Origin of the sequence: Janthinobacterium sp. J1-1 (assembly GCF_030944405.1) — a bacterium.
GTDB lineage: Bacteria > Pseudomonadota > Gammaproteobacteria > Burkholderiales > Burkholderiaceae_D > Janthinobacterium.
On the sequence record NZ_CP132339.1, the window covers coordinates 1041543 to 1066437 of the forward strand.

The window sequence follows — 24895 nt, forward strand, 5'->3', positions numbered from 1 at the left end:
TCGTCTCGCCGCAAACCATGTATTTTGCGCAACCCCTGCAGCTGCAAAGCGGAGCATCGCTGCTGGACTATATGTTGATGTATGAAACCTACGGCACCCTGAACGCCGACAAATCGAACGCGGTGCTGGTCTGCCACGCGCTGAACGCCTCGCACCACGTGGCCGGCACCTATGCCGACGATCCGAAAAGCACCGGCTGGTGGGACAATATGGTCGGTCCCGGCAAGCCGCTCGATACCGACAAGTTCTTCGTCATCGGCGTCAACAACCTCGGGTCCTGCTTCGGCTCGACCGGCCCGATGCACACCAATCCCGCCACCGGCAAGCCATATGGCGCCTCGTTCCCGGTGGTGACGGTGGAAGACTGGGTCAGCGCGCAGGCGCGCCTGGCCGACGAACTGGGCATCACCCGGTTCGCCGCCGTGATGGGCGGCTCGCTGGGCGGCATGCAGGCGCTGGCCTGGAGCATCATGTACCCGGACCGCCTGGCTCACTGCGTGGTGATCGCCTCGACGGCCAAGCTGTCGGCACAGAATATCGCCTTCAACGACGTCGCCCGCCAGGCAATTCTGTCGGACCCCGATTACCGTGGCGGCGATTTCTATGCATACGGCGTGGTGCCGAAGAACGGCCTGCGCGTGGCGCGCATGGTCGGCCATATCACCTATCTGTCGAATGACGACATGGCTGAAAAATTCGGCCGCAAGCTGCGCGACGCGGCAAAGACGGGCGATTACAAATTCGGCTTCGGCATCGATTTCGAGATCGAATCGTATCTGCGCTACCAGGGCGACAAGTTCTCCGAGTATTTTGACGCCAACACCTATCTGTTGATTACCAAGGCGCTCGATTATTTCGACCCGGCGCGCGCCCATGGCGGCAACTTGGCCAAGGCGCTGGCCGGCACCAAGGCCAAGTTCTTCCTGGCCTCGTTTTCCACCGACTGGCGCTTTTCGCCCGAGCGCAGCCGCGAAATCGTCGAGGCGCTGGTGTGCAACCGCCGCCAGGTGACCTACGCCGAGATCGACGCGCCGCACGGCCACGACGCCTTTTTGCTGGAAGACGCGCGCTACATGAACATGGTGCGCGCCTATTACGGCCAGGTGTGGGACGAGATCAGGGCCGGCGTGCCGGCAGTACAGAACAATCATCTGCGCCAGGGCGCCAGGGAGACCGCATGAATTTCGAAGAACTGAGCGCGCTGCGCCCCGACCTGGCCTTTATCGCCCACTGGGTGCCGGACCAGGCCCATGTGCTCGACGTCGGCTGCGGCGACGGCGTGATGCTGGAATACCTGCAAAGCAGCGGCAAGGGCTGCAGCGGCTACGGCCTGGAAATCGCCGATGACAAGGTGCTGGCCAGTACCCGCCGCGGCGTGCAGGTGATCCAGCAGGACATGGAAAAAGGCCTGGCGATCTTTGGCGACAACAGCTTCGACACGGTGCTGTGCCTGTCGTCGCTGCAGATGATGAAGCAGGTCGAGCCGCTGCTGCGCGACATCGTGCGCGTCGGTACCGAGGCCATCGTCTCGTTCCCGAATTTCGCCTACTGGCCACACCGCGTATCCTTGCTCAAGGGCCGCATGCCGGTGTCGAAATCGCTGCCCTACCAGTGGTACGATACGCCCAACGTACGCTGCGCCACCATCAATGACTTCCGCGAACTGGCCGAGGAATGTGGCCTGGAAGTGATCGATTGCGTGGCGCTGGCCGAAGGCAAGATGGTGTCCGTGCTGCCGAACCTGCGCGGCGACCTGGCCGTGTTCCGCCTGCGCAAGAAGAAAATGCACTAAGTCTCTTGCACTGAGTCCAGCACGAGTGTTGGCGTAGTGCAATATGGCGGACGGCCTGTATGCTAATGTATAACATTGTTTCACGGAGGCTTCCCAAATGACGTACTACCCCAACTCGTTCAAACGTTTTACGATCGCCGCCAGCCTGTGCGCTGCGGCTGTACTGGCGCCGCTGCCGGCCCTGTCGCAACAGGCCGTGGTCCAGGACGGCATCAAGGTGCGTCCCTTGTCGAGCACGCGCATGTTTGCCGGCGGCGTCGATTTCAATGAACAATCGAAGCAGCAATATACGCAGCTGGTCAACGAAGCCAGGGAAAAAAATGCGCTGGTGCCCGACAGCGACCCGCAGGTCAAGCGCCTGCGCGCGATCGCCCAGCGCATCATCCCGTTCGCCACGCGCTGGAACGACGCTTCCTCCAGCTGGAACTGGCAGGTCAACCTGCTCAATTCCGACCAGGTCAACGCCTTTTGCATGCCGGGCGGGCAGATCGCTTTCTACAGCGGCATTATCACCAAGCTGAACCTGACCGACGACGAAGTGGCCATCGTCATGGGCCATGAAATTTCGCATGCGCTGCGCGAACACTCGCAGGCGCAGGCCGGCAAGGGCAACCTGGCCGCCGTCGGCTCGAAGCTGGTCGGTGCCGGCCTGTCGGCCTGGCTGGGCGTGGACCCGAACATCACCGGCACCGCCACCAATATGGCGGCGCAGGGCGTGATGCTGAAGTTCTCGCGCGACGACGAACGCGAAGCGGACCTGATCGGCATGGACCTGGCCGCGCGCGCCGGTTTCGACCCGCGCGCCGGCGTCATCCTGTGGCAGAAAATGGCCGCGCTGAACAAGGGCGCGCCACCGGAATTCCTGTCGACCCACCCGTCGGGCAAGGACCGCATCGCGCAGATGAACAGCCATATGGCGCAGGTGCTGCCGCTGTACGCACGTACCAAAGGCGTGTCCGTCAACGACTTGCCGGCCTACCGCAGCAACGCCGTCGCCTCGCGCTAAGGAGATGACGGCCTCTCCACTGCCCATGCGCGACGGCGTGGCGGCCAGTTACCTGTGGCTGCCGCAAGGGCAGTGGCCCGACATGCTGGCGTTTCTCGTCGAGCGCTACCCGCAGGTCGGCGCCGCGCAGTGGCAGGAGCGCATGGCGCGCGGCGAAGTGGTCAATGGCGATGGTGAGTCACTGTCGCCAGCGAGTCCGTTCCGGCGCGGCATGCGCATTTTTTACTACCGCGAACTGGAACGCGAGACGCCGATCCCGTTCCAGGAACAGATATTGTTCGAAGACGAGCACTTGGTGGTGGTCGACAAGCCGCATTTTTTGCCGATGACCCCCGGCGGGCGCTTCGTGCACGAGACGTTATTGACGCGGCTGAAGAAAAAGCTGGACAATCCCGAGCTGACGCCGATCCACCGCCTGGACCGCGAGACGGCCGGCGTGGTGATTTTTTCACGCCGACAGGCCAGCCGCGGCGCCTACCAGACCCTGTTCCAGCGCCGTGAAATCCATAAAGTCTATGAAGCGCTGGCGCCGCGCCTGCACGGCCGCGATTTTCCGTTTACCTACCGCAGCCGCATGGTTGACGGCGACAAGTTTTTCATCATGCGCGAGGAAGCGGGTGAGCCGAACTCGGAAACCATCATCGACATCATCGAAGAGCGTGGCGAGTTCAATCTCTACCGCTTGCAGCCGCATACGGGCCGCAAGCACCAGCTGCGCGTGCACCTGGCCGCGCTGGGCATCCCCATCGTCAACGACGCGTTTTATCCGGTGGCGCTGCCGTGCAAGGAAGACGACATGTCGCAGCCCTTGCAGCTGCTGGCGCGTGCCATCGGTTTTACCGATCCCTTGACGGGCCAGATGCGCCGCTTCGAGAGCCGGCGCAGTTTGTGAAATTTACGTCCGGACCGTGTAATCGATAATCAACGGTGCATGGTCCGAAAACTTCTCGTCCTTGTACACGCTGACCGTATGCGCCTGGGCCGCGATGCCGGGCGTGGCGACGTGATAATCGATGCGCCAGCCGACGTTTTTGGCGTAGGCCTGGCCACGGTTGCTCCACCACGTATATTGGTCTTCACGCTTGTCCAGGCCGCGGTGCACGTCGACAAAGCCCACTTCATCGAACACGCGCGTCAGCCATGCGCGCTCTTCCGGCAGGAAGCCCGAATTCTTCTTGTTGCCCTTCCAGTTTTTCAGGTCGATCTCGTGGTGGGCGATATTCCAGTCGCCGCAGATGACCACTTCGCGGCCCAGCGCCTTGAGCTGCAGCAGATGGGGCAGGAACACTTCCATGAAGCGGAACTTGGCTTCCTGGCGCTCGGGGCCGGACGAGCCGGACGGGCAGTAGACGGAAATCACCGACAGACTGCCGAAGTCGCAGCGCACGTAGCGGCCTTCGGCGTCGAATTCAGGGCAGCCGAAGCCGATGTGCACGGCGTCCGGCTCCACCTTGCTGTAGACACCGGTGCCGGAATATCCCTTCTTTTCGGCATAGTGAAAATGGCCATGATAGCCGTGCGGATTGAGGAATTCCGGCGTCATGTCGGGCAGTTGCGCCTTCAGTTCCTGCACGCAGATGAAGTCGGCCGTTTGCGTGCCCATCCAGTTGAAAAAGCCTTTTTTGGCGGCGGAACGGATGCCGTTCAGGTTGGCGGAGATAATTTTTGGCATACAGGGCAGTCGAAAGGGCGCGGGCCGCAAGGGGCGGCGCGGCATGGCGATTGTCTCGCCGGTGCGCGCGGATTAAAATACAGGCACTTTTAAAAAATGAGGCTCATGTGAATAATTTACGCCAGCAGTTTATCGCGTTTTCGGTATCCAAGGGAGTCTTGCGGTTCGGCGAGTTCACCACCAAGGCCGGCCGCCAGTCGCCGTACTTCTTCAATGCGGGCCTGTTCCATGACGGCGCCACCCTGGCCGAACTGGCCCAGTTCTACGCGCAGACCCTGCTCGATTCGGGCGTTGAATTCGACATGCTGTTCGGTCCCGCCTACAAGGGCATCACCCTGGCTTCGGCCACCGCCGTGGCGCTGGCCGGCAAGGGCCGCAACACCTCGTTCGCCTTCAACCGCAAGGAAGCCAAGGACCATGGCGAAGGCGGCACGATCGTCGGCGCCAAGCTTCAAGGCAAAGTCGTCATTATTGACGACGTGATCTCGGCCGGCACCTCGGTGCGCGAATCGGTGGACATGATACGCGCCGCCGGCGCCGAACCGTGCGCCGTGCTGATCGCACTGGACCGCATGGAACGCTCGGGCCCGGACGGCCAGCTGTCGCCCAGCTCGGCGGTGCAGGAAGTGTCGAAACAGTATGGCATTCCCGTTATCTCGATCGGCAACCTGGACGACCTGTTCGGCTACCTGAACGGCGCGGGCGCCGACCCGGAACTGCTGAAGCACAAGGAAGCAGTTTCCGCGTATCGCACGCGCTACGGCATCTGAGGCCCTTGAACGTCCTGTTTGTCTGCAGCCGCAACCAGTGGCGCAGCCCGACGGCGGAGCGGGTATGGCGCCGCCATCCCGCGCTGTCGGTGCGCTCGGGCGGCACCAGTTCGAATGCGCGCCATCCCGTCAGCGAGCAGGATGTGGCCTGGTGCGAGATCATCTTCGTGATGGAAGAAAAGCACCAGTCGCGCCTGCGCGCGCAGTTCGGCCGGCTGCTCGAGGGCAAAACCATCCACGTGCTCGATATTCCCGACGACTATCGGTTCATGCAGCCGGAACTGGTCGAGCAGCTCGAATCGTCGGTCGCGTCCATCCTTGGCCTGGATTGATGTTGTTTAACCCAGCCAGGGTTTGAGCGCCGAATGCAGGCCCAGTACGAACAGGCCGGTAAAAAAGCACTTTTTGAACAGCTCCGGCGCGATGCGTCCGCGCAGCCACTGGCCGGCCAGCATGCCGCCCAGCGCGGGCAGCAGCGCATAAGCGGAAGCCTGGGCGTCGCCCATATGAAAATCGCCGTGCAGTGCCAGGCTGGCGGCCAGCGCCACGGTCGACGCGGTAAACGCCATGCCCAGCGCCTGCACCAGTTCATCGCGCTTGAGTCCCAATCCCTGCAGATACGGCACGGCGGGAATCACAAATACGCCGGTGGCCGCCGTCACCAGCCCGGTCAGCGCGCCGATCAAGGGCGCCAGCCAGCCTTCATGGCGCGGCTGTATCGTCAGCCGCAGCGAACATAGTCCCGCCAGCGCATACGCCATCAATGCCACGCCCAGCGCCACCACTGCCCACGTACCGCCATCCGTCGGCAGCAGCGCGCCGCCCAGCAGCGTGCCGGCCATGGTCCAGGCCAGCAGCGGCCATAGCCGGCGCAGCAGCAGCATTACGCCAGGGCCGGCCGCCAGCTGCCACAGATTGGTCACCATCGACGGCACGATCAGCAGGGCCGCGGCCTGCACCGGTGGCATGGCCAGGCTGAGCAGGCCCATGGCCACGGTCGGCAAGCCCAGGCCCACTACGCCCTTGACGAAGCCAGCGAGGATAAAGCTGGCGCCGACGGCCAGTAAAAAGGAAGTCTGCATGGTGTATCAATCAGAATGAACGTGGCGAGATTCTGCGCGCCAGGCGCGATTGTGAACAGCGCGATTTCGCAGCGCCAGCCTCAGTCTCAAACGAAGGCTGATAAGATGGCGGCAGGAGGTGGCCATGCGTTTTGACCTGGTTGATTTGCAGCTGTTCGTCCACGTGGTGGAAGAGGGCAGCCTGACGGCGGGCGCCGCGCGCAGCCATCTGGCGCTGGCGTCGGCCAGCGCCCGCGTGCGCGGCATGGAAGACGCGCTGGGCATGGCGCTGCTGCTGCGCGGACGGCGCGGCGTGGCGGCGACGCCGGCCGGGCAGACCCTGCTGCACCATGCGCGGCTGGTGTTGCAGCAGATGGACAAGCTGCGCGGCGACCTCGGTGAATTTGCGCACGGCCTGAAAGGGCAGCTGCGTTTGCTGTGCAATACCTCGGCGCTCAGCGAATTCCTGCCCGAAGCGCTGGGTACTTTCCTGGACCGTCATCCGAATCTGACCATCGACCTGGAAGAGCGCCTCAGCTACGATATCGTCAAGGGAGTCTCGGAGGGGCTGGCCGACATGGGCATCGTCTCCGATTCGGTCGACCTGCGCGGCTTGCAGACGTTTTTGTTCCGGCCCGACCGGCTGGTGGCGATTGCGGCGGCGGACGGCATGCATCAGCGCGCCATCGGCAACGCGGACGCCGTCGATTTTGCCAGCCTGCTCGGCCATGACTTTATCGGCCTGGCCGACGACAGCGCGCTGCAGCAGTACCTGGGCCTGCATGCGGCGCGCCTGGGACGGCCATTGAAAATGCGCGTGCGCCTGCGCAGTTTCGACGCCGTCTGCCGCATGGTGGCCAGCGGCGTGGGTGTCGCTGTGGTGCCGCAGGCGGCCGCGCGCCGCTGCCAGCAGACGATGGCGCTGCGCTGCATGTCCTTGCTTGACCCCTGGTCGGTGCGCAACCTGACCATCTGCGTGCGCCAGTTCAGCGAACTGCCGCTGTACGCGCGCCAGCTGATCGAGCATCTGAAGTTCTAATGATGCGATGCCTAGTGTGCGATGGCGCGCGGACACGGCGTTGCGGCACGCCTATAATAAGTTTTACACAGTACAAAACAAGGAAACCACCATGCGCTTATTGATTGCCCTGATTCTTCCATGGCTGACCTTTTTCACCATCGGCCGCCCTATCGCCGGCATCATCTGCCTGATCCTGCAGATCACCCTGATCGGCTGGCTGCCGGCCGCCATCTGGGCCGTGTATGCACTGAGCCAGTTCAAGACCGACCAGAAGATCGCCGACGCCACGCGCCGGTATTAAGCCCATCTGACCTGAGGAGCCTCTTATGCAAAGCCATCGATTCGCCCTAGGCGCGACCGCTGTACTGAATGCGATCGTGTTGTCTGCCGTGATGCTGCAGGTGCCGGCCCATGCGCAAGCTGAAGGCGCGCTGCCGGCGGTGCAGAAAAGCGGCGCGGTGGAATACCTGACGGGTGGCATTGGCCTCGATGAATCGACGGCCATCAAGAGCGCCAGCGGCCAGTGGCCATTGAGCCTGGTGTTTTCCGTGCAGGCCGATGGGCGCGCCCAGTTTGCCTCGGACGTGAAGCTGCAAATCCACGACGCGAAAGGCGCGCTGGCGCTGGACGTCACCGCCACCGGCCCGTATCTGCTGGCGCGGCTGGCGCCCGGCAGCTACCGCCTGCGCGCCACGCTGGCGGGCAAGACGCTGGAGCGCAAGGTGCAGGTCAAGGCCGGCAGTTCGGCGAAAGTGGAACTGGTCTGGCCGGCCGGCACCAACCAGAACGCTTCCTGATATTACGCCGCAGCGGACACGTTCAGCACGCGGCCTTCGCTTGAGCTTTGCAGCGCCAGTTCGATCAGCCTGATGGTCAGCAGTGCATCCTCGGCCGCCACCGGCGCCGGTTTGCCTTCGCGGATGGCGTCGGCCATGTCCTGGTAAAAATCCTGGTAGCGGCCCGGCTGCAGGTCCAGATGGTCGAACTGGCCATCGGGCTGCGTGCCCAGGTGCAGCGCGCCGCGCACGCCATCCTGGCCCCAGCCCGGCTGGCCTGGCCTGCCGCCCGCCCTTAACGCGTCTTCCTGCGGATCGAGGCCGAATTTCACGAAGCTGCCCTGGTCGCCATGCACGGCAAAACGCGCCGTCGGCGCCTTGACCAGGCAGCCTGCCTGCAGCACCACGCGCAAGCGGTCGTAATACAACACGATATGCATGTAGTCGACCGCTTCGGCGCCGTCGCGCTGCAGCACGATATCGGCGTAAATTTTTTCGGGTGTGCCAAACAGCTGCACCGCCTGGTCCAGCATATGCGGCCCCAGGTCGTACAGCAGGCCGCCACCGGGTGCGGCGGACTCGCGCCAGCGCTGGCGGATCTCGGGCCGGAAGCGGTCGAAATGCGACTCAAAACTGGTGACGCGGCCCAGGGTGCCCTGCGCCAGCAGCGATTGCAAGGTGAGGAAATCGCCATCCCAGCGGCGGTTGTGGTACACGCTGAGCACCAGCTTGCGTTCTTTGGCCAGGGCGATCAGCGTCTGCGCCTGGGCGCTGGTAATCGTGAACGGCTTGTCGACCACCACATGCTTGCCTGCCTGTAGCGCCGCCTGCGCCAGGCCGAAATGCGCTTCGTTGGGCGCGGCGATGACGACCAGTTCGATCGAGGCATCGGCAAACAGCTGGGCCGGATCGGCATACACGGTGGCGTGCGGCCAGTCCTTGTGCACGAGGTCGGGCTTGCTGGAAGCGACGGCAGCCAGTTCCAGGGCATCGATGGTGGACAGGACGGGAGCGTGGAAGGTGGAGCCGGCAAAGCCGTAGCCGACCAGGCCGGTTTTGATTTTGTTCATGGCTGATTTACTGTGCGTGAAAGATGCCATGATCATACCTGCAAGCGGACGCACACAGTATCGCGACGCTACGTCCGCATCATGCTTGGCTCAAAAAGCGATGCCGCCTATGCTCTGTTTGCTACGACGGTGCTTGGCCGGAGACCACATTGTTCACCCCCTCCAGGCCATACTGTTTGCCCTACGCAGCGAACGGGACGCGTCTTATATTAATGCCATGCTTCAATTTTTTGAACAAGTCCATGCCAGGGGCACTATTTAAACTTTCAGCCTGTGTATTTTCAAATGTCAGGAGGAGCAAATGGCCCGTCCGCTCATCGTACTTGGCGACAAGACCGATCATGGTGGCACCGTGATCAGTGCCGACATGACAGTCGATATCAACGGCAAGTATGTGGCCAGGATGGGCGACATGACCGTATGCCCCAAATGCAAGGGGACATTCCCGATCAACTCTGCCGCCGACGACCTGGTCGACGGATCAGGCAAGGGTTATGCCCGGCACCTGGACACGACCGCCTGCGGCGCCAGGCTTATATCCGGACAGATCACGACGATCTGGTTGGACCAGTCCAGCCTTGGCGACCCGGCTGATGTCGATGCGAACGAGATGACGGAAGCTGCCGGCAAGATTGCCGCAAATACCGACTCCGGCATTTGCCTCGAATGCTTGGTGTCTGCGGCGGCCGCTGGCGCGACCACCTTTATCCGGGAGTAATATATTGATCGACGTCCTGGAACGCCTGAACCAGCTTCAGCAACATCATTCGGCGCTGTGCTTGTACGCACTGGTCGACGGTGTTCAATATGAGACACACCGCCAAACGCGCATGACGGAGGATGCGACGCGCTACCCGCTATTTACCGGCACAGCCGACGCTGCGCTTGCGCATGCAGGCCCCTGGTTGGTGGATTTGGCGAGATCGGTGCCTTCTTTTCTTGAAGAGCTGGCCGCATTGGAGCAAGAGAGTCCTTCCGTTACCTGGCTATTTACCGTACAGGACCTTGGTGGCCCGCCGCGCGTGATTATCAGGCCCGGATCAGTGGTTTCCTTGGGTGTTTGCAGGCAAGGATTTTGACGGCTTCCAATCCCGTTTATGCTTGTTACAGGAAGCGAAAGCGGATTATGACCAGTTTTTTAAGGCAAGCGGTAAATTTAAATACGATTTTCAAGAAAATATTTTCCTGAGGATGGAATTAAAGCAGGCCACGGACCAGTCAAAGATTGTCAGGCGTAACCCGCCGGCCTCGCTGAAATGGTATTTCCAAACGCCCTATGCTTACGAATATATGGAACCCAAATTAGCTGCGTTGGGGATTACTACCTACTACGTCCCATAATTATATGACAATAATCAATGTTTCCTATAAGCGCGATGCAACGCGCACTTCCCTTGCTTTCCGACCCAACCTTGAGGAAATCGCTATCATTGTCCAGTTTTTGAATAAAACTGCGGCATTTGGGAAAAACTGGTTTCTATCGCAAGATACAGAAGCAAAGTCGTTTCTTTATCCGGTTTTCGATGCGTCGGGAGAGCTCACGACAGTGGCCGAAGCCGTACTCGAGACCGAATTCAAGGGTGAGACATCCCGATTTCTCAGCGCCTGGAATGGCGAGCTCGGCGACGATGATGGCGCGACCATGGCGCTTGGATTCAGCGACAGCGATTGGCCCGCCCGGACCTTCCGGATCAGCGATCACGGTCAAGGCGTGAAACGGCTTGGTATTGATGGGGTAAAAGAGCTCCTGTCCATAATCGCGGGGTCTCTGCGGCCGGCCTTTATCACGGTAGCACGTAATCAGTATTTTAAAAAACAAGTCTTCAAGGATCGTCCAGGTGTAGGCTGGATGTTGTACCTGCCGCGTGTACTGACGGTCCAGCAAGTGCCGGAAGCCCGAGCCCTGGTGCCCGTGATGGCGGTGGGCGAGCAAGGCAAAGACCAGCAGATCGGCACTATCATCGTCAGCGTCACCGACGAGCCTTTTTCTGATGAGAATCCCGAGCACGTCAAGATCGCCAATGCCATTGAAATTCGTCTGGTCGATCAGGACTTGCTGCCACGCTATGTCGATATTTGACGCACGACAACGCGTTCTGTTCGCGCGAAAATTTTCAGCCATGCATGGCGACACCTTCATGAGAAGGTGTCGCACTTGGCTTTAGAGGCTGCCCAGTTTAACCGGCCAGCTTGGCCTTCAGCAGTTCCGTCAGCTGGGCCGGGTTGGCCTTGCCTTTAGACGCCTTCATGGCCTGACCGATCAGCGCATTGATGGCCGCTTCCTTGCCGGCGCGGTACTGCTCGACCGACTTGGCGTTGGCTGCCAGCACTTCGTCGACGATCGCTTCCAGGGCGCCCGAGTCCGAGATCTGTTTCAGGCCCTTGGCCTCGATGATGGTGTCGACCAGGTTTTCATCGCTGGACTTCGCTTCCCACATGCCGGCGAAGACTTCTTTTGCGGCCTTGTTGGAAATCGTGCCGTCGGCGATACGCTTGAGCATGGCGGCCAGCTGGGCCGGCGAGACCGGCGCCGCATCGAGGTCCGTGCCTTCGCGGTTGACGGTCGAGGCGACGTCGCCCATCAGCCAGTTGGCGGCGGCCTTGGCGTTGTCCTTGCCGGCCTTGTCGACCACGGCGACGAAATAGGTGGCCATCGCTTTCGACTGCGTCAGCACCAGCGCGTCGTACTCGGGCAGCGCGTATTCGCTGATGAAGCGCGCGCGCATGGCGGCCGGCAGTTCCGGCATGTCGGCTTTCACGCGGGCGATCCACTCGGGCGAGATGACCAGTGGCGGCAGGTCCGGGTCCGGGAAGTAGCGGTAGTCCTGGGCGTCTTCCTTGCTGCGCATTTCGCGCGTTTCCTTGCGGTCCGGATCGTACAGGCGCGTGGCCTGCACCACCTTGCCGCCGTCTTCGATCAGTTCGATCTGGCGGCGCACTTCGACGTGCACGGCTTCTTCGATAAAGCGGAACGAGTTCAGGTTCTTGATTTCGCAGCGGGTGCCGAATTCCGTCTGGCCGACCGGGCGCACCGAGACGTTGACGTCGCAGCGGAACGAGCCTTCCTGCATGTTGCCGTCGCAGACGCCGAGCCACATCACCAGCGAGTGCAGGGCCTTGGCGTAGGCCACGGCTTCGGCGGCGCTGCGAATTTCCGGTTCCGAAACGATCTCCAGCAGCGGCGTGCCGGCGCGGTTCAGATCGATGCCGCTCATGCCGGCGTAGTCTTCGTGCAGCGACTTGCCGGCGTCTTCTTCCAGGTGGGCGCGCGTCAGGTTGACGGTCCTGGTGACGAATTGCCCATCCTTTTCATAGCCGAAGGTCAGCGCGCCGCCGATCACCACCGGATCTTCGAACTGGCTGATCTGGTAGCCCTTGGGCGAATCCGGGTAAAAATAGTTCTTGCGCGCGAAGACCGAATGCGGCGCGACGGTGGCGCCCACGGCCAGGCCGAAACGGATGGCGCGGTCGACCGCCTGCTTGTTCATCACCGGCAGCACGCCCGGCAGCGCCAGGTCGACCGGGCTGGCCTGGGTGTTGGCCTCGGCGCCGTACTTGATCGGCGAACCGCTGAAAATTTTGGAGTCGGTCGTGAGCTGCACGTGGTTCTCAAGACCGATGACGACTTCCCATTGCATAGTGTTCTCGCTTCTTTTTTTAGTTAAACGCCTGGGGCGCGCGTGTGCCAGTCCGTCACCAGCTGGAACTGGTGGGCCACGTTCAGCAGCCGGGCCTCGCCAAAGTAATTGCCGATGATTTGCAGGCCGACCGGGCGCCGGCTGTTTTTCTCGCCGTCGCCGAAGCCGCACGGGACCGACATGCCGGGCAGGCCGGCCAGGCTGGTCGACAGGGTGTAGATGTCGGCCAGGTAGTTCGCCACCGGGTCGTCGGTCTTGTCGCCCAGGTCCCAGGCCACGGTCGGTGCGACCGGTCCCATGATCACGTCGCATACCGCGTTCGGGCCGTTCAATACCGCGTCGAAGTCCTGCGCGATCAGGCGGCGGATCTTTTGCGCCTTCAGGTAGTAGGCGTCGTAGTAACCGTGGCACAGCACATAGGTGCCGACCATGATGCGGCGCTTGACCTCGGCGCCAAAGCCTTCGGCGCGGCTTTTCTTGTACATGTCCTGCAGGTCCTTGTAGGCGCTGGCACGGTGGCCGTAGCGCACGCCGTCATAGCGCGACAGGTTGGACGAGGCTTCGGCCGGCGCGATCATGTAGTAGGCGGGAATCGACAGCGCCGTGTTCGGCAGCGAGATATCGACCAGGGTGGCGCCCAGTTGCTCGTATTGCGCCAGCGCGCCGCGCACGGCCGCTTCCACGTCCTTGGCCAGGCCGTCGCCGAAGTATTCGCGCGGCACGCCGATGCGCAAACCTGTGAGGGGTTGATCCAGGCTGCGCGTAAAGTCTTCGGCCACGCCGCCCTGTTCCGGCGTCAGGCTGGTCGAATCGCGCTCGTCGAAACCGGCGATCACGTTCAGCAGCAGCGCGCAGTCTTCGGCGGTTTTCGCCATCGGGCCGCCCTGGTCCAGCGAGGAGGCAAACGCGATCATGCCGAAGCGCGACACGCGGCCATAGGTGGGCTTGATGCCGGTGATGCCGCAAAAAGCGGCCGGCTGGCGGATCGAGCCGCCCGTATCGGTGCCGGTGGCGGCCGGCGTCAGGCGCGCGGCGACGGCGGCGGCCGACCCGCCGGACGAGCCGCCCGGTACGGCAGTCGCGTCCCACGGATTCTTCACGGCGCCGAAGGCCGAGTTCTCATTGCCGGAACCCATGGCGAATTCGTCGCAGTTGACCTTGCCCAGGCTGACCATGCCGGCCGCCAGGCATTTTTCCACCACCGTGGCGTCAAACGGGCTGACGTAGTCGGCCAGCATTTTCGAGCCGGCCGTGGTGCGCCAGCCTTTGGTGACAAACAAGTCCTTGTGCGCGATCGGCACGCCGGTCAGGGCGGTGGCGGTGCCGGCGGCGATGCGCGCGTCGGCCGCTTCGGCCTGTGCCAGGGTCAGCGCACGGTCGACGTGCAAAAAGGCGTTCGAGCCGTCGGCTTCGATGCGGTCGAGGAAATGCGTCGCCAGTGCCACGGCGGAAATTTCCTTGTTCTGCAAGAGCGCGGACAGCTGTTTGATGGATTTTGTATGCATGGCGTTTCTATTCTGATATTCGACAGGAGGACAGGGCGCAGTGGTCGCCGATGATTATTCGATCACTTTGGGCACCAGGTACAGGCCATCCTGGACTTTCGGCGCCATCGCCTGGTAGTCGTCGCGGTGGTTGGTTTCGGTGGCCTGGTCTTCGCGCAGGCGCAGCGCGATATTGTCCATATGGGCGGCCAGCGGGTGGCTCAGCGGCGCCACGCCGTCGGTATTGACGGCCTGCATTTGTTCTGCCAGCGCAAAAATTTTGTTCAATTGTTCCAGTGACGTGGCGGCCTGGTCGTCGGCCATGTCAAGTTGTGCCAAATGGGCAATGCGTTTTACATCGGAGAGTGTCAGGGACATGGCGAAAGGCGCGCGGGGACGCTCATAGTATTTAAGTTGGCGCTTTGATAAAGCGCGGGTATTTACTGCTCTTTTGCTCACAAAAACTCGGGAATGCCGCCTAACTTGCGGCGGCCGGGGTCGCACTTTTCCATGGTTTTTGGGCAAATCGCATTCAAATTATAAGGTAGAATGGCGGGTTAATGCGTTGCCGGCGCCGATGGACTGCTGCCGCAGCATAGAAACGATTGCGCAAGCGCCAAGCGAACCGCCGAAAAACGCCCGTATGGGTTTTCGAAGGAGCCTGAAAGCGCCCGCTTTGAAACTCCCCATAAACAGCTTTTGCGCAGCTCGATGCGCTACAGGACACTCATGTTTGGTTTTTTACGCAGGTATATCTCCACCGATCTGGCCATTGACTTGGGCACGGCCAACACTCTGATCTATGTACGCGGCCTGGGCATCGTCCTGGACGAACCGTCGGTCGTCGCGATCCGCCAGGAAGGCGGCCCGAATGGCAAGAAAACCATCCAGGCGGTCGGCAAGGAAGCCAAGCAGATGCTGGGCAAGGTACCGGGCAATATCGAAGCGATCCGTCCGATGAAAGATGGCGTGATCGCCGACTTCACCGTCACCGAACAGATGCTCAAGCAGTTCATCCGCATGGTGCATGACTCGAAATTCTTCCGTCCGTCGCCGCGCATCATCATCTGCGTGCCGTGCGGCTCGACCCAGGTGGAACGCCGCGCGATCCGCGAATCGGCGCTGGGCGCCGGCGCTTCGCAGGTCTACCTGATCGAAGAGCCGATGGCTGCGGCCATAGGCGCCGGCCTGCCCGTGTCGGAAGCGACCGGCTCGATGGTGGTCGACATCGGCGGCGGCACCACGGAAGTGGGCATCATTTCGCTGGGCGGCATGGTCTACAAGGGCTCCGTGCGCGTCGGCGGCGACAAGTTCGACGAAGCCATCGTCAATTACATCCGCCGCAACTACGGCATGCTGATCGGCGAACAGACGGCCGAAGCGATCAAGAAGGCCATCGGTTCGGCCTTCCCCGGTTCGGAAGTGAAAGAGATGGAAGTCAAGGGCCGCAACCTGTCCGAAGGCATCCCGCGCTCGTTTACCATTTCGTCCAACGAAATCCTCGAAGCGCTGACCGACCCGCTGAACAATATCGTCTCGGCCGTGAAAAACGCGCTGGAACAGACGCCGCCGGAACTGGGCGCCGACATCGCCGAAAAAGGCATGATGCTGACCGGCGGCGGCGCGCTGCTGCGCGACCTGGACCGCCTGCTGATGGAAGAAACCGGCCTGCCGGTACTGGTGGCCGAAGACCCGCTCACCTGCGTGGTGCGCGGTTCCGGCATGGCGCTGGAACGCATGGACAAGCTCGGCTCGATCTTTTCCTACGAGTAATCGGATCAACGGGCCGGAAAGCGGGTTTCCGGCGTTGGTTTTGGCGCCGGCGTGAGGCCGGGGCCCGCACGTTGGCGCACTGCGCCTGGCCTGATTATTGGAAGTCATGGAATACAGTCCTCCGCCACTTTTCAAACAGGGCGCCTCCGCCCGCGTCAAGATGATGGTGTTCGCCGGCATTTCGATCGCCTTGCTGCTGGTCGATTCGCGCATGCATGCGCTGACCGCCGTGCGCCAGGCGGTCGGCACCGTGCTGTATCCGGTGCAGATGGCGGCGCTGGTGCCGCGCGACGTGGCGCTCGGTGTCGGCACGTATTTTTCCTCGCTGTCGGCGCTGGAAAAACAGGTGCGCGACCTCAAGCACGAACAGATCGCCTCGGCGCAGATCCTGCAGCAGGCGCAGCTCAATATCGTGGAAAACAACCATCTGCGCAAGTTGATGGAAGCGCGCGAGCGCGTGCCGGTGAAATCCATGCTGGCCGAAATCCTGTACGACACGCGCGATTCGGCCACCCGCAAGATCGTGCTCGACCGCGGCATCCAGCATGGCGTGGAACTGGGCCGGCCCGTGATCGACAACCTGGGCGTGGTCGGCCAGGTCACGCGCGTGTTTCCGTTTACCTCGGAAGTGACCCTGCTGACCGATGAAGAGCAGGCGATTCCCGTGCAGCTGCTGCGCAACGGCGTGCGCAGCGTGGCCTATGGCCGCGGCAAGTCCGGCACCATGGAATTGCGCTTCACGGAGCCGACCGCCGACATCCAGATCGGCGATATCGTGATTACGTCGGGCCTGGACGGCCTGTACCCGGCCGGCCTGGCCGTGGCGCGCGTGACCCTGGTCGAGCGCAATGCGCATGGTCCGTTCGGCCGCGTGGTGTGCCAGCCGCTGGCTGGCATCGAGCGCAACACGCAGCTGCTGATATTGACCAGCTCGCCCGATATTCCGCCGCGTCCACCGGTCGAAGAAATCAAGGTCGGCCGCAAGATCGCCGGCAAGATGGCGCCGATCAAGGATACGGCCAAGCCGGCCACCCCTACGCCGGCTGCTGGCGCACCCGCCGCTACGCCCGCTGCGGCGCCGGCCGCCAAGCCGCCTGCCGCCGCCCCTGCCAACCCGACCACCGAGGCGACACGATGAACCGCCCGCATTACATCCTGCTGCCGGTCAGCCCCCTGTTCATCGGCTTTTCGCTGCTGTGCGCGTTCCTGCTGAACCTGCTGCCCTGGGGCCATTTCGTCGGCGTGCCCGATTTTGTCGCGCTGGTGCTGGTGTTCTGGGGCATCCACCAGCCGCGCAAGGTCGGCATCGGCGTGGCCTTTTTCATGGGCCTGATGATGGACGTGCACGATTCGACCCTGCTGGGCGAAAATGCGCTGGCCTATACCTTGCTGTCCTATTTCGCCATCATGATGCACCGCCGCGTGCTGTGGTTCCCGATCATGACGCAGGCGCTGCATGTGCTGCCGCTGCTGCTGCTGACACAGGCGCTGCAACTGGTGACGCGGCTGATCGTGTCGGGCCGCTTTCCTGGCTGGCTCAATTTCATCGAGAGCTTTATCGCCGTGATCCTGTGGCCAATCATTACCTGGATGCTGCTGGCGCCACAGCGCCGCGCCGTGGACCGCGACCATAACCGGCCGATCTGACCTTGACCCGCGATGACCGAACTTAAAAACACCGAGCGCGAACTGCATTTCTTCCGGCTGCGCCTGACGATACTGGGCGCGCTGGTCTTTGTCTGCTTTTCGCTGCTGCTGGCGCGCTTTATCTGGCTGCAGGTGATCAAGCATGAAGACTATGCCACCAAGGCCGAGGACAACCGCATCGCGCTGGTGCCCATCGTGCCCACGCGCGGCCTGATCCTGGACCGCAACGGCGTGGTCCTGGCGCGCAATTATTCGGCGTTTACGCTGGAAATCACGCCGTCCAAGCTGAGCGCCAGTCTGGATTCGGTGATCGATGAACTGGGCACCCTGGTCCAGATCGACATCAAGGACCGCCGCCGCTTCAAGAAACTGCTGGAAGAATCGAAAAATTTCGTCAGCGTGCCGCTGCGCACCCGCCTGACCGACGAGGAAGTGGCGCGCTTCTCGGCGCAGCGCTTCCGCTTTCCCGGCGTCGAGGTGCAGGCGCGCCTGTTCCGCCAGTATCCGATGGGCGAAGTGGCTTCGCACGTGGTGGGCTTTATCGGCCGCATCAACCGCAATGAATCGAAGGCGCTGGAAGAGGGCGACGACGCCGCCAACTACAACGGCACCGACCACATCGGCAAAGAGGGCCTGGAAAAAAGCTACGAAAAGCAGCTGCACGGCACCACCGGCTATGAAGAGGTGGAAGTGTCGGCCGGCGGGCGCGCCATGCGCACCCTGTCGCGCACGGCGGCCGTACCCGGCAATAACCTGGTCCTGTCGATCGACATCGAGCTGCAAAAAGTGATGGAAGAGGCCTTCGGCGAATGGCGCGGCGCGGCCGTGGCGATCGACCCGGCCACCGGTGATATCCTGGCGTATGTCTCCAAGCCCGGCTACGACCCGAACCTGTTCGTCGATGGCATCGACCAGCAAAGCTGGAACGAACTCAATACCTCGCTGGACCGGCCGATGGTCAACCGGCCATTGTCCGGCACCTATGCGCCCGGTTCCACCTTCAAGCCCTTCATGGCGCTGGCGGCGCTGGAACTGGGCAAGCGCACGCCCAGCCAGGCTATCTCCGACCCCGGTTTCTTCATGCTGGGCGGCCATATGTTCAGGGACGACAAGGTCGGCGGCCACGGCACGGTCGACATGCACAAGTCGATTGTCGTCTCTTGCAACACCTATTATTACCAGCTGGGCCGCGACATGGGTATCGACGCCATCCACGACTTCATGAAGCCGTTCGGTTTCGGCCAGCTGACCGGCATCGACCTGAATAACGAAAAGACCGGCGTGCTGCCCTCGACGGAATGGAAGCGCAACCGTTTCAAGACGGCGCAGCAAAAGAAATGGGTGGGCGGCGACACGATTTCGGTCAGCAACGGCTCCGGCTACAACTCCTACACCCCGCTGCAGATCGCCCACGCGACGGCCACCCTGGCCAATAACGGCGTGGTGATGAAGCCGCACTTGGTCAAGATCATCGAAGACGCCGCCACCCGTGCGCGTACCCTGACGGTGCCCAAGGAAAGCTACCGCATCCCTTTGAAGCAGGAAAACATCGACACCATCAAGCGCGCCATGGTCGGCGTGACCAGCGAAGCGGGCGGCACGGCCGCGCGCATCTTCACCGGCGTGCAATACACGGTGGGCGGCAAGACCGGTACGGCGCAGGTGGTGGGTATCAAGAAAAACGAGAAGTACAATGCCAAGCTGCTGGCCGAACGGCTGCGCGACAACGCCTTGTTTACCGCCTTTGCGCCGGCCGACAAGCCGCGCATCGCGATGGCCATCGTGGTGGAAAACGCCGGCTTTGGCGCCGGCGTGGCCGCACCGATCGCGCGCAAGGCGCTCGATTACTACTTGCTGGGCAAGCGTCCGGGCGAAAAGGACCGCGACACCACCAAGGTGCCGAAGGAAGACGTCGACGAAGTGCGCACCCTCGAAGAAATCACCGACGAGCAGGCCGGCGCGCCGCCTGCGACGCAATAAGGAAATGCATGTCCATTAACGAAAGGCGCTCGCTGTGGCGGCGCGCCAAACCCTATCTGGCGGTATTCGATCCGCCGCTGATGCTGATCATCCTGATGCTGCTGGCCACCAGTTTGCTGACCCTGGCGTCGGCCAGCCTCGGTATCCCCGGCAAGATCGAAGACCACCTGCGCAATATCGTGCTGTGCTTTTTCGTGATGTGGCTGACGGCCAACGTGACGCCGCAGATGATGATGCGCATCGCCGTGCCCGCGTATACGATCGCGGTACTGCTCCTGATTGCGGTGGCGCTGTTCGGCACCATCAAGCTGGGCGCGCGGCGCTGGCTGCATATCGGCGTGATCGATATCCAGCCGTCGGAATTTTTGAAGATCGCCGCGCCGCTGATGCTGGCCTGGTTCTTCCAGCACAATGCGGGTTCGCTGCGCTGGCAGTCGTTCGCGATTGCCGCCGTGCTGCTGCTGGCGCCCGTCTACCTGATCGCGCGCCAGCCCGACCTGGGTACGTCGCTGCTGGTGGTGGCGGCCGGCTTTACGGTGATTTTCCTGGCCGGCCTGCCGTGGCGGATCATGCTGGGGCTGGCGATTGCCATCAGCTGCTACCTGCCGATCGCCTGGTCGCACCTGCATGACTACCAGCGCGACCGCGTGATGATGCTGATCGACCCCACCAAGGACCCGTTGGGCAAGGGCTTTCACATCATCCAGTCCATCATCGCCATCGGCTCGGGCGGCATGACGGGCAAGGGCTGGACGCATGGCACCCAGGCCCACTTGGAGTTCGTGCCGGAACGCACCACCGATTTCATCTTCGCCGTGTATTCCGAAGAATTCGGCCTGGCCGGCAACCTGGTCCTGATGCTGATGTATTTGCTGCTGGTGGGCCGCGGCCTGATGATCGCCGCCAATGCCCCCAGTTTTTTCACTCGCCTGCTGGCAGGAGCGATTACCATGATTTTCTTTACTTACGCCTTCGTCAACATGGGCATGGTCAGTGGCATCCTGCCGGTGGTCGGCGTGCCCCTGCCTTTCCTCAGCTATGGCGGCACCGCCCTGATCACGCTGGGCGTGGCCACCGGCATCCTGATGAGCATACAGCGCCACCGCAAGCTGGTGCAGACCTGATGCGCGCGCCCCTCGACACCATCTGCGCCCGTGGCCTCGGTTTGGCCGTCCTGCTGACCCTGGCCGCCTGCGGCACGGCGCCGCAAAAGCCGGACAATGTCAGCATGCCGCGCGCTGGCAAGGTCAAGATTCCCGTGCGCCAGGACCCGACCCTGCCGGCCTTGCCGGCCGCCGGTTCCGGCCGTGGCGGCTATTACAAGGATGACGGCCCGGGCGACAATCCTCCCGCCAACCTGCGCGACGTGCCCGATGCGGAATTGCGCAACGAACCGTATTCGACGCGCTCGAACCGTCCCTACGTCGTGTTCGGCAAGACGTATACGCCGATCACCGACAACGAACCGTTTACGCAGCGCGGCACGGGCACCTGGTATGGCAAGAAATTCCATGGCCAGCGCACCTCGTCGGGCGAAATCTACGATATGTACAAGATGACGGCGGCCCATCCGACCCTGCCGATTCCGTCGTATGCGCGCGTGACCAGCATCGACAGCGGCGAACAGGTGATCGTGCGCATCAACGACCGCGGACCGTTCCACGCCACGCGCGTGATCGACGTGTCGTACACGGCCGCGCTGAAACTGGGCTTTTTGCGCAAGGGCAGCCACCAGGTGGTGGTCGAGCGGCTGCTGCCGGCCGAGATCGACGCCATCCTGGCCGCCCGCGTGGCGCCGAAACCGGTGCCGTCGGTGGTGGCCAGGTCGATCGAGACCCCTGACGACAGCGAACCGGAAATGGGCACCGTGGTGCAGCCGGAAATCACCGCGCTGTCAGCGGTCGACGCGACCGTGGCGGCGCCCGCGCCCAGCGCGCTGGCCATCGGTTTTTATCTGCAGCTGGGCGCCTATTCGCGTGCGGACAATGCGGAGGCGGGCCGCGCGCAGCTGGTTCCGTATGAAACCACGCTCGGTACCTTGGGCGTGGTGCAGGCAGGTTCCCTGTTCCGCCTGTACGGCGGCCCCTTCACCAGCCGCGCCGATGCGGCGCGCGCGGCGGCCAGCCTGCCGGCATCGGCCGGCGTCAAGCCGATCGTGATCGAACGCTAGGTTTTACTTGCAGCTGCGCAGTTCCTGCTCGTCGAACTGTTTCGTGATCTCGGCCAGCCGCGAACGCGTGGCCGCGTCGAGGTTGCGGAACTGGTAGGCGAGCTGCTTGCTGGAGCTGTAGCGCGGCGCCACGCGGGCGCTGTGCACGCCCTGTTTCTGCAGCGAGGCCAGATGGCTTTGCGCGCTGGTTTCCGACTTGAAGACGCCCAGCGAAATGCCCCAGCGCTGCGGGCTGCCTTCTCCCATGATGAAGTAATTCGTCACGCCCAGCTGCTTGAGTTCACCGGCCTTGCGGTCGGCGCCTTCCTTGCTGCCCTGCGGCGGAATGAACACCATATAACTGGAAATATCCTGGCCAGCCACGTTGCGGCGCGACTGGCGCTCGCCCAGCTCCAAAGGTTCGAGCCTGGCTTCGAACTTGCGCGCGTCCGCCAGCACGAAGTTGCCCACTTCGGTGCAGGCGAACACCTGCGGCGCAGCGGCTGGGGCCGGCACCGGTACTGGCGCAGTTGTGGCCGCCGCCGGTGTTGCCGCTTCGGCTGGCGCGGTCGCCTGGGCTTGCGTCAGCAGGGTGATTTTTTCGGCGTGCAGCTGGTTTTTCAGGCGCGCCGGTTCACGCGTTTCGGTGCGAAAGCTGCCCAGGTAGCCCTGGCCGATGGCCAGTACCAGCAGATTGATGGCGGCCAGCAGCCAGAAGACGAATTTCAGCATGGTTGTGTTCCTTGCGCACGGTTTGCGCTGGCCGCCGTCTGCAGGCCGAGCATGACGATATTGTCCACCAGTTGAAACGGCAATGCCAGCGCTGGGGCGATGCGTGGCGCGGCGCCGCCCGACAGCAGACAGGCTTGCGCGCCATGCATGCGCACGGCGCGCTCGATGGCGCCCGTTTGCGCCGCCAGGCAGCCGGAAAGAATCGCGTCGTCGGTATTGTCGGCAAAACCGGCCGGCAGCGGGGCCATATCGGCAATCTGCGGCAGCTGCGCCGTATTGCGCGCCAGCGAACTGGCCATCAGGCCCAGTCCCGGCAATATCATGCCGCCCAAAAACACGCCCTCGGCGGTGAGGGCGTCGATGGTGGTGGCGGTGCCGCAATTGGCGACGATCACGGCTTGATCCGGCGCCAGCGCGCGCGCGCCGATGGCGGCGGCAAAGCGGTCGCAACCGAGCTGGGCCGGGTTGCGGTAGCCGTTGCTCACGCCGGCCAGCTGCGGCAGCGAGACAAAATCACGCGGCGCGACTGGCAGCATGGCGCGCAGGCGTGCGGCGATGGCGGCACCCGCCACATTCGACAGCAGCGCCCCGGTGATCGGCAGTGGCGCCCACTGAGCGCCCAGGGTATCGAGCTGCGCATGCGCCACCGCGCCGCTGGCCAGCCAGCCGCCCAGCGGCGCATCGGGCGCCACCAGTACCCATTTGATGCGCGTATTGCCCGCGTCGATCAGCAGTAGCATGCGCTTACTCCTGCGCCAGGCGCAAGGAGACGTCGCCGGACATGATCTCCACCAGGCCGCCCTCGGTCGCCAGCAGCAGCCGGCCCAGCTGGTCGACGCCGGCGGCGATGCCCTGTTGCAGCAGCTGGCCGTTGTCGAGGATTTTCACTTCCCGGCCCTGCCAGGCGTGCAGGGCGTTCCAGCGCTCCGTAAACGGCGCGAAACCGGTATCGTCGAATTCGGCCAGCACGCCGGCCAGCCGGCTGAGCAAGGCGGCGACCAGGGCGTTGCGTTCCATCTGCGCCAGCCAGGGCACGGCCGACACGCTGCGCCCGATCTGCTGTTCCAGCGCATCGGGCATGGTCAGATTGATGCCGCAGCCGATCACGGCCCATACGCCGCCGTCTTGAGCCTGCCGGGTTTCGACCAGGATGCCGGCCAGCTTGCTGCCGTCCTTGATCAGGTCGTTCGGCCATTTGAGTTGCACCGGTACGCCCAGCGAGCCCATGGTCTCGGCCAGCGCCACGCCGACGGCCAGGGGCAAGCCGACCATGGCGGGCAACGGCCCCTTGAAACGCCAGGCCAGCGAGAACATCAGGCTGGCGTCGGCCTGCGACAGCCACGGCCGGCCCGCGCGGCCGCGGCCCGCCGTTTGCTGGCCGGCGATGCGCAAGGTAGCACCGGCCAGCTGCGCGCAGCGCGCCAGCAGGTCGGCATTGGTCGAGCCGGTTTCGGCGACCACCTCGATGGCGACGTGGGATGCGCCGGTGGCGCAAAGGGCGGCGATGGCCGCGCTGTTCAGGTCAAGATGAGAAGTCATGGAAGTGGTGGCTTGCCCGCCGACGGCTGGCGGGCTTTGTGGGGGGCGTTGGCAAACGCCAGGTCGTAGACGGCATTGGGCAGCAGGCGCAGCAGCTTGGCCACCACGCCCATCTGCCAGGGGATCACGCGGTAGCTGTCGCCGTCGGCAATCGCGCGCGCGGCGCGCTGGGCAAAGGCTGCGGCCGGCATCAGGAACGGCATGCGGTAGGCGTTGTGGCGCGTCATCGGCGTGTCGATATAGCCGGGCGTGATGGTGACGACCCGGATGCCCGAGGATTTGAGTTCCAGGCGCAGCGATTCGCAGTAGCTGATCACGGCCGCCTTCGACGCGCTGTAGGCTTCGGCGCCCGGCAAGCCGCGGATGCCGGCCACGCTGGCGATGCCGACCAGGCGGCCGCCGCCTTGCCCTTTCATGGCGGCGATAAAGGGGGCAAAGGTGGCGACGGTGGCGGTGACGTTGATGGCCAAGACCCGCTCGAACACCGACAGGTCCTCCGCGTGTTCGGTCAGGGTGCCCACCGAGACGCCGGCGCTGGCGATGACGACGTCGATGCGCCCGGCATCGGCCAGAAACGCGTCGGCCGCCTGCCTGACGGCGGCGTGGTCGCACACATCGACGGCGTAGGCGCGGTGCAGTTGAGGCTGGGGCAGGGAGGCGATCAGCTGGTCGAGCGCCTCGCCGCGCCGCGCCAGCAGGCCAAGTTGCGCGCCTTCGCTGGCGTACTGGCGCGCCAGCGCGGCGCCCAGGCCGCTCGACGCGCCGGTGATGAAGATTCGCTGCAT

Annotated in this window: 29 protein-coding genes; 19 read left to right on the forward strand and 10 right to left on the reverse strand. The window is 63.2% G+C overall.

The window, feature by feature from the left end:
* Positions 1-17 precede the first annotated feature (17 nt).
* From Q8L25_RS04690 to Q8L25_RS04705, 4 genes are all read left to right on the forward strand, one after another.
* Positions 18-1181, forward strand: a complete 1164-nt coding sequence (locus Q8L25_RS04690; protein ID WP_374694289.1) for a homoserine O-acetyltransferase — start codon at positions 18-20, stop codon at positions 1179-1181.
* Positions 1178-1792: a methionine biosynthesis protein MetW gene (gene metW / locus Q8L25_RS04695; RefSeq protein ID WP_308923772.1), complete on the forward strand. Its 615-nt coding sequence runs from the start codon at positions 1178-1180 to the stop codon at positions 1790-1792. Before Q8L25_RS04690 ends, metW begins: the two co-directional genes overlap by 4 nt.
* A 97-nt stretch (positions 1793-1889) precedes the next feature.
* On the forward strand, positions 1890-2798 hold the full coding sequence (locus Q8L25_RS04700; protein WP_308923773.1) for a M48 family metallopeptidase: 909 nt from the start codon (positions 1890-1892) through the stop codon (positions 2796-2798).
* A 4-nt stretch (positions 2799-2802) separates the two neighbouring features.
* Positions 2803-3690: an RluA family pseudouridine synthase gene (locus Q8L25_RS04705; protein ID WP_308923774.1), complete on the forward strand. Its 888-nt coding sequence runs from the start codon at positions 2803-2805 to the stop codon at positions 3688-3690.
* Positions 3691-3693: 3 nt separating this feature from the next.
* Here the strand turns inward: Q8L25_RS04705 and Q8L25_RS04710 are convergent, their stop codons facing one another.
* On the reverse strand, positions 3694-4470 hold the full coding sequence (locus Q8L25_RS04710; RefSeq protein WP_308923775.1) for an exodeoxyribonuclease III: 777 nt from the start codon (positions 4468-4470) through the stop codon (positions 3694-3696).
* Positions 4471-4577: 107 nt separating this feature from the next.
* On the opposite strand from Q8L25_RS04710, the gene pyrE reads away from it, so the two are divergent.
* Together pyrE and Q8L25_RS04720 are read left to right on the forward strand one after the other, a co-directional pair.
* Positions 4578-5240, forward strand: a complete 663-nt coding sequence (gene pyrE, locus Q8L25_RS04715; protein WP_308923776.1) for an orotate phosphoribosyltransferase — start codon at positions 4578-4580, stop codon at positions 5238-5240.
* A gap of 5 nt (positions 5241-5245) precedes the next feature.
* Positions 5246-5572 carry a phosphotyrosine protein phosphatase gene (locus tag Q8L25_RS04720; protein ID WP_308923777.1) on the forward strand — a complete coding sequence of 109 codons (327 nt, stop codon included), beginning with the start codon at positions 5246-5248 and terminating at the stop codon, positions 5570-5572.
* Positions 5573-5578: 6 nt separating this feature from the next.
* Here Q8L25_RS04720 and Q8L25_RS04725 read toward each other — a convergent pair whose 3' ends face one another.
* Positions 5579-6322 (reverse strand): sulfite exporter TauE/SafE family protein, encoded by a 744-nt coding sequence (locus Q8L25_RS04725; RefSeq protein ID WP_308923778.1) that lies wholly within the window; start codon positions 6320-6322, stop codon positions 5579-5581.
* Positions 6323-6446: 124 nt separating this feature from the next.
* On the opposite strand from Q8L25_RS04725, the gene Q8L25_RS04730 reads away from it, so the two are divergent.
* The 3 genes from Q8L25_RS04730 (at position 6447) to Q8L25_RS04740 (ending at position 8119) form a co-directional block, all read left to right on the forward strand.
* A complete protein-coding gene (locus tag Q8L25_RS04730; RefSeq protein WP_308923779.1) occupies positions 6447-7340 on the forward strand; it encodes a LysR substrate-binding domain-containing protein in 894 nt (297 codons plus the stop codon).
* 91 nt (positions 7341-7431) lie between these two features.
* A complete protein-coding gene (locus Q8L25_RS04735) occupies positions 7432-7623 on the forward strand; it encodes a YqaE/Pmp3 family membrane protein (RefSeq protein ID WP_308923780.1) in 192 nt (63 codons plus the stop codon).
* A 25-nt stretch (positions 7624-7648) separates the two neighbouring features.
* On the forward strand, positions 7649-8119 hold the full coding sequence (locus Q8L25_RS04740; RefSeq protein WP_308923781.1) for a carboxypeptidase regulatory-like domain-containing protein: 471 nt from the start codon (positions 7649-7651) through the stop codon (positions 8117-8119).
* A 2-nt stretch (positions 8120-8121) separates the two neighbouring features.
* Here the strand turns inward: Q8L25_RS04740 and Q8L25_RS04745 are convergent, their stop codons facing one another.
* Positions 8122-9168, reverse strand: coding sequence for an oxidoreductase (locus Q8L25_RS04745; RefSeq protein WP_308923782.1), 1047 nt, complete (start codon positions 9166-9168; stop codon positions 8122-8124).
* Positions 9169-9469: 301 nt separating this feature from the next.
* On the opposite strand from Q8L25_RS04745, the gene Q8L25_RS04750 reads away from it, so the two are divergent.
* From Q8L25_RS04750 to Q8L25_RS04765, 4 genes are read left to right on the forward strand one after another with little or no spacing between them, the layout of a single operon-like run.
* Positions 9470-9886 carry a PAAR domain-containing protein gene (locus Q8L25_RS04750; RefSeq protein WP_308923783.1) on the forward strand — a complete coding sequence of 139 codons (417 nt, stop codon included), beginning with the start codon at positions 9470-9472 and terminating at the stop codon, positions 9884-9886.
* Positions 9887-9890: 4 nt separating this feature from the next.
* On the forward strand, positions 9891-10247 hold the full coding sequence (locus Q8L25_RS04755; RefSeq protein ID WP_308923784.1) for a DUF4123 domain-containing protein: 357 nt from the start codon (positions 9891-9893) through the stop codon (positions 10245-10247).
* Positions 10225-10509: a Tox-REase-5 domain-containing protein gene (locus Q8L25_RS04760; protein WP_308923785.1), complete on the forward strand. Its 285-nt coding sequence runs from the start codon at positions 10225-10227 to the stop codon at positions 10507-10509. The genes Q8L25_RS04755 and Q8L25_RS04760 overlap by 23 nt, the downstream gene beginning before the upstream one ends.
* A 4-nt stretch (positions 10510-10513) precedes the next feature.
* Positions 10514-11248 (forward strand): immunity 52 family protein, encoded by a 735-nt coding sequence (locus tag Q8L25_RS04765; protein WP_308923786.1) that lies wholly within the window; start codon positions 10514-10516, stop codon positions 11246-11248.
* Positions 11249-11345: 97 nt separating this feature from the next.
* Here the strand turns inward: Q8L25_RS04765 and gatB are convergent, their stop codons facing one another.
* The 3 genes from gatB to gatC are packed head-to-tail and all read right to left on the reverse strand — an operon-like array spanning position 11346 to position 14668.
* Positions 11346-12806, reverse strand: a complete 1461-nt coding sequence (gene gatB / locus Q8L25_RS04770; RefSeq protein WP_308923787.1) for an Asp-tRNA(Asn)/Glu-tRNA(Gln) amidotransferase subunit GatB — start codon at positions 12804-12806, stop codon at positions 11346-11348.
* A gap of 23 nt (positions 12807-12829) precedes the next feature.
* Entirely contained in the window at positions 12830-14311 is a 1482-nt protein-coding gene (gene gatA, locus Q8L25_RS04775) for an Asp-tRNA(Asn)/Glu-tRNA(Gln) amidotransferase subunit GatA (RefSeq protein ID WP_308923788.1), read from the reverse strand.
* Between the two features lie 54 nt (positions 14312-14365).
* Entirely contained in the window at positions 14366-14668 is a 303-nt protein-coding gene (gene gatC, locus Q8L25_RS04780; protein ID WP_308923789.1) for an Asp-tRNA(Asn)/Glu-tRNA(Gln) amidotransferase subunit GatC, read from the reverse strand.
* A gap of 351 nt (positions 14669-15019) precedes the next feature.
* On the opposite strand from gatC, the gene Q8L25_RS04785 reads away from it, so the two are divergent.
* The 6 genes from Q8L25_RS04785 to Q8L25_RS04810 all read left to right on the forward strand — a co-directional run bounded on the left by Q8L25_RS04785 (position 15020) and on the right by Q8L25_RS04810 (position 21860).
* A complete protein-coding gene (locus tag Q8L25_RS04785) occupies positions 15020-16063 on the forward strand; it encodes a rod shape-determining protein (RefSeq protein ID WP_010393186.1) in 1044 nt (347 codons plus the stop codon).
* Positions 16064-16169: 106 nt separating this feature from the next.
* Positions 16170-17201 (forward strand): rod shape-determining protein MreC, encoded by a 1032-nt coding sequence (gene mreC / locus Q8L25_RS04790; protein WP_308923790.1) that lies wholly within the window; start codon positions 16170-16172, stop codon positions 17199-17201.
* Positions 17198-17710, forward strand: a complete 513-nt coding sequence (gene mreD, locus Q8L25_RS04795) for a rod shape-determining protein MreD (protein WP_308923791.1) — start codon at positions 17198-17200, stop codon at positions 17708-17710. Before mreC ends, mreD begins: the two co-directional genes overlap by 4 nt.
* Positions 17711-17722: 12 nt before the next feature.
* Complete coding sequence (gene mrdA / locus Q8L25_RS04800) at positions 17723-19690, forward strand: penicillin-binding protein 2 (RefSeq protein WP_308923792.1); 1968 nt, start codon at positions 17723-17725, stop codon at positions 19688-19690.
* 8 nt (positions 19691-19698) lie between these two features.
* Positions 19699-20814: a rod shape-determining protein RodA gene (rodA, locus tag Q8L25_RS04805; protein ID WP_308923793.1), complete on the forward strand. Its 1116-nt coding sequence runs from the start codon at positions 19699-19701 to the stop codon at positions 20812-20814.
* The gene (locus Q8L25_RS04810) at positions 20814-21860 is read left to right on the forward strand and encodes a septal ring lytic transglycosylase RlpA family protein (RefSeq protein ID WP_308923794.1); all 1047 of its coding nucleotides are present in this window, start codon (positions 20814-20816) and stop codon (positions 21858-21860) included. The genes rodA and Q8L25_RS04810 overlap by 1 nt, the downstream gene beginning before the upstream one ends.
* A gap of 3 nt (positions 21861-21863) precedes the next feature.
* On the opposite strand, the gene Q8L25_RS04815 is transcribed toward Q8L25_RS04810, so the two are convergent.
* From Q8L25_RS04815 to Q8L25_RS04830, 4 genes are read right to left on the reverse strand one after another with little or no spacing between them, the layout of a single operon-like run.
* Positions 21864-22571, reverse strand: coding sequence for an SPOR domain-containing protein (locus tag Q8L25_RS04815; protein ID WP_308923795.1), 708 nt, complete (start codon positions 22569-22571; stop codon positions 21864-21866).
* A complete protein-coding gene (locus Q8L25_RS04820) occupies positions 22565-23311 on the reverse strand; it encodes a type III pantothenate kinase (protein ID WP_308923796.1) in 747 nt (248 codons plus the stop codon). Before Q8L25_RS04820 ends, Q8L25_RS04815 begins: the two co-directional genes overlap by 7 nt.
* 4 nt (positions 23312-23315) lie before the next feature.
* Positions 23316-24110, reverse strand: coding sequence for a biotin--[acetyl-CoA-carboxylase] ligase (locus tag Q8L25_RS04825; RefSeq protein ID WP_308923797.1), 795 nt, complete (start codon positions 24108-24110; stop codon positions 23316-23318).
* Complete coding sequence (locus Q8L25_RS04830; protein ID WP_308923798.1) at positions 24107-24895, reverse strand: SDR family oxidoreductase; 789 nt, start codon at positions 24893-24895, stop codon at positions 24107-24109. Before Q8L25_RS04830 ends, Q8L25_RS04825 begins: the two co-directional genes overlap by 4 nt.

Bases quoted from the DNA above. Each gene is read 5' to 3' on its own strand.
- Q8L25_RS04750 (WP_308923783.1), top strand. From the start codon at position 9,470: ATGGCCCGTCCGCTCATCGTACTTGGCGACAAGACCGATCATGGTGGC.
- gatC (WP_308923789.1), bottom strand. From the start codon at position 14,668: ATGTCCCTGACACTCTCCGATGTAAAACGCATTGCCCATTTGGCACAA.
- Q8L25_RS04710 (WP_308923775.1), bottom strand. From the start codon at position 4,470: ATGCCAAAAATTATCTCCGCCAACCTGAACGGCATCCGTTCCGCCGCC.
- rodA (WP_308923793.1), top strand. From the start codon at position 19,699: ATGTCCATTAACGAAAGGCGCTCGCTGTGGCGGCGCGCCAAACCCTAT.
- Q8L25_RS04765 (WP_308923786.1), top strand. From the start codon at position 10,514: ATGACAATAATCAATGTTTCCTATAAGCGCGATGCAACGCGCACTTCC.
- Q8L25_RS04690 (WP_374694289.1), top strand. From the start codon at position 18: ATGTATTTTGCGCAACCCCTGCAGCTGCAAAGCGGAGCATCGCTGCTG.
- Q8L25_RS04735 (WP_308923780.1), top strand. From the start codon at position 7,432: ATGCGCTTATTGATTGCCCTGATTCTTCCATGGCTGACCTTTTTCACC.
- gatA (WP_308923788.1), bottom strand. From the start codon at position 14,311: ATGCATACAAAATCCATCAAACAGCTGTCCGCGCTCTTGCAGAACAAG.
- Q8L25_RS04815 (WP_308923795.1), bottom strand. From the start codon at position 22,571: ATGCTGAAATTCGTCTTCTGGCTGCTGGCCGCCATCAATCTGCTGGTA.
- Q8L25_RS04740 (WP_308923781.1), top strand. From the start codon at position 7,649: ATGCAAAGCCATCGATTCGCCCTAGGCGCGACCGCTGTACTGAATGCG.
- Q8L25_RS04830 (WP_308923798.1), bottom strand. From the start codon at position 24,895: ATGCAGCGAATCTTCATCACCGGCGCGTCGAGCGGCCTGGGCGCCGCG.
- Q8L25_RS04745 (WP_308923782.1), bottom strand. From the start codon at position 9,168: ATGAACAAAATCAAAACCGGCCTGGTCGGCTACGGCTTTGCCGGCTCC.
- Q8L25_RS04785 (WP_010393186.1), top strand. From the start codon at position 15,020: ATGTTTGGTTTTTTACGCAGGTATATCTCCACCGATCTGGCCATTGAC.
- Q8L25_RS04825 (WP_308923797.1), bottom strand. From the start codon at position 24,110: ATGACTTCTCATCTTGACCTGAACAGCGCGGCCATCGCCGCCCTTTGC.
- Q8L25_RS04820 (WP_308923796.1), bottom strand. From the start codon at position 23,311: ATGCTACTGCTGATCGACGCGGGCAATACGCGCATCAAATGGGTACTG.
- Q8L25_RS04705 (WP_308923774.1), top strand. From the start codon at position 2,803: ATGACGGCCTCTCCACTGCCCATGCGCGACGGCGTGGCGGCCAGTTAC.
- mrdA (WP_308923792.1), top strand. From the start codon at position 17,723: ATGACCGAACTTAAAAACACCGAGCGCGAACTGCATTTCTTCCGGCTG.
- gatB (WP_308923787.1), bottom strand. From the start codon at position 12,806: ATGCAATGGGAAGTCGTCATCGGTCTTGAGAACCACGTGCAGCTCACG.
- metW (WP_308923772.1), top strand. From the start codon at position 1,178: ATGAATTTCGAAGAACTGAGCGCGCTGCGCCCCGACCTGGCCTTTATC.
- mreC (WP_308923790.1), top strand. From the start codon at position 16,170: ATGGAATACAGTCCTCCGCCACTTTTCAAACAGGGCGCCTCCGCCCGC.
- Q8L25_RS04725 (WP_308923778.1), bottom strand. From the start codon at position 6,322: ATGCAGACTTCCTTTTTACTGGCCGTCGGCGCCAGCTTTATCCTCGCT.
- mreD (WP_308923791.1), top strand. From the start codon at position 17,198: ATGAACCGCCCGCATTACATCCTGCTGCCGGTCAGCCCCCTGTTCATC.
- Q8L25_RS04700 (WP_308923773.1), top strand. From the start codon at position 1,890: ATGACGTACTACCCCAACTCGTTCAAACGTTTTACGATCGCCGCCAGC.
- Q8L25_RS04810 (WP_308923794.1), top strand. From the start codon at position 20,814: ATGCGCGCGCCCCTCGACACCATCTGCGCCCGTGGCCTCGGTTTGGCC.
- Q8L25_RS04730 (WP_308923779.1), top strand. From the start codon at position 6,447: ATGCGTTTTGACCTGGTTGATTTGCAGCTGTTCGTCCACGTGGTGGAA.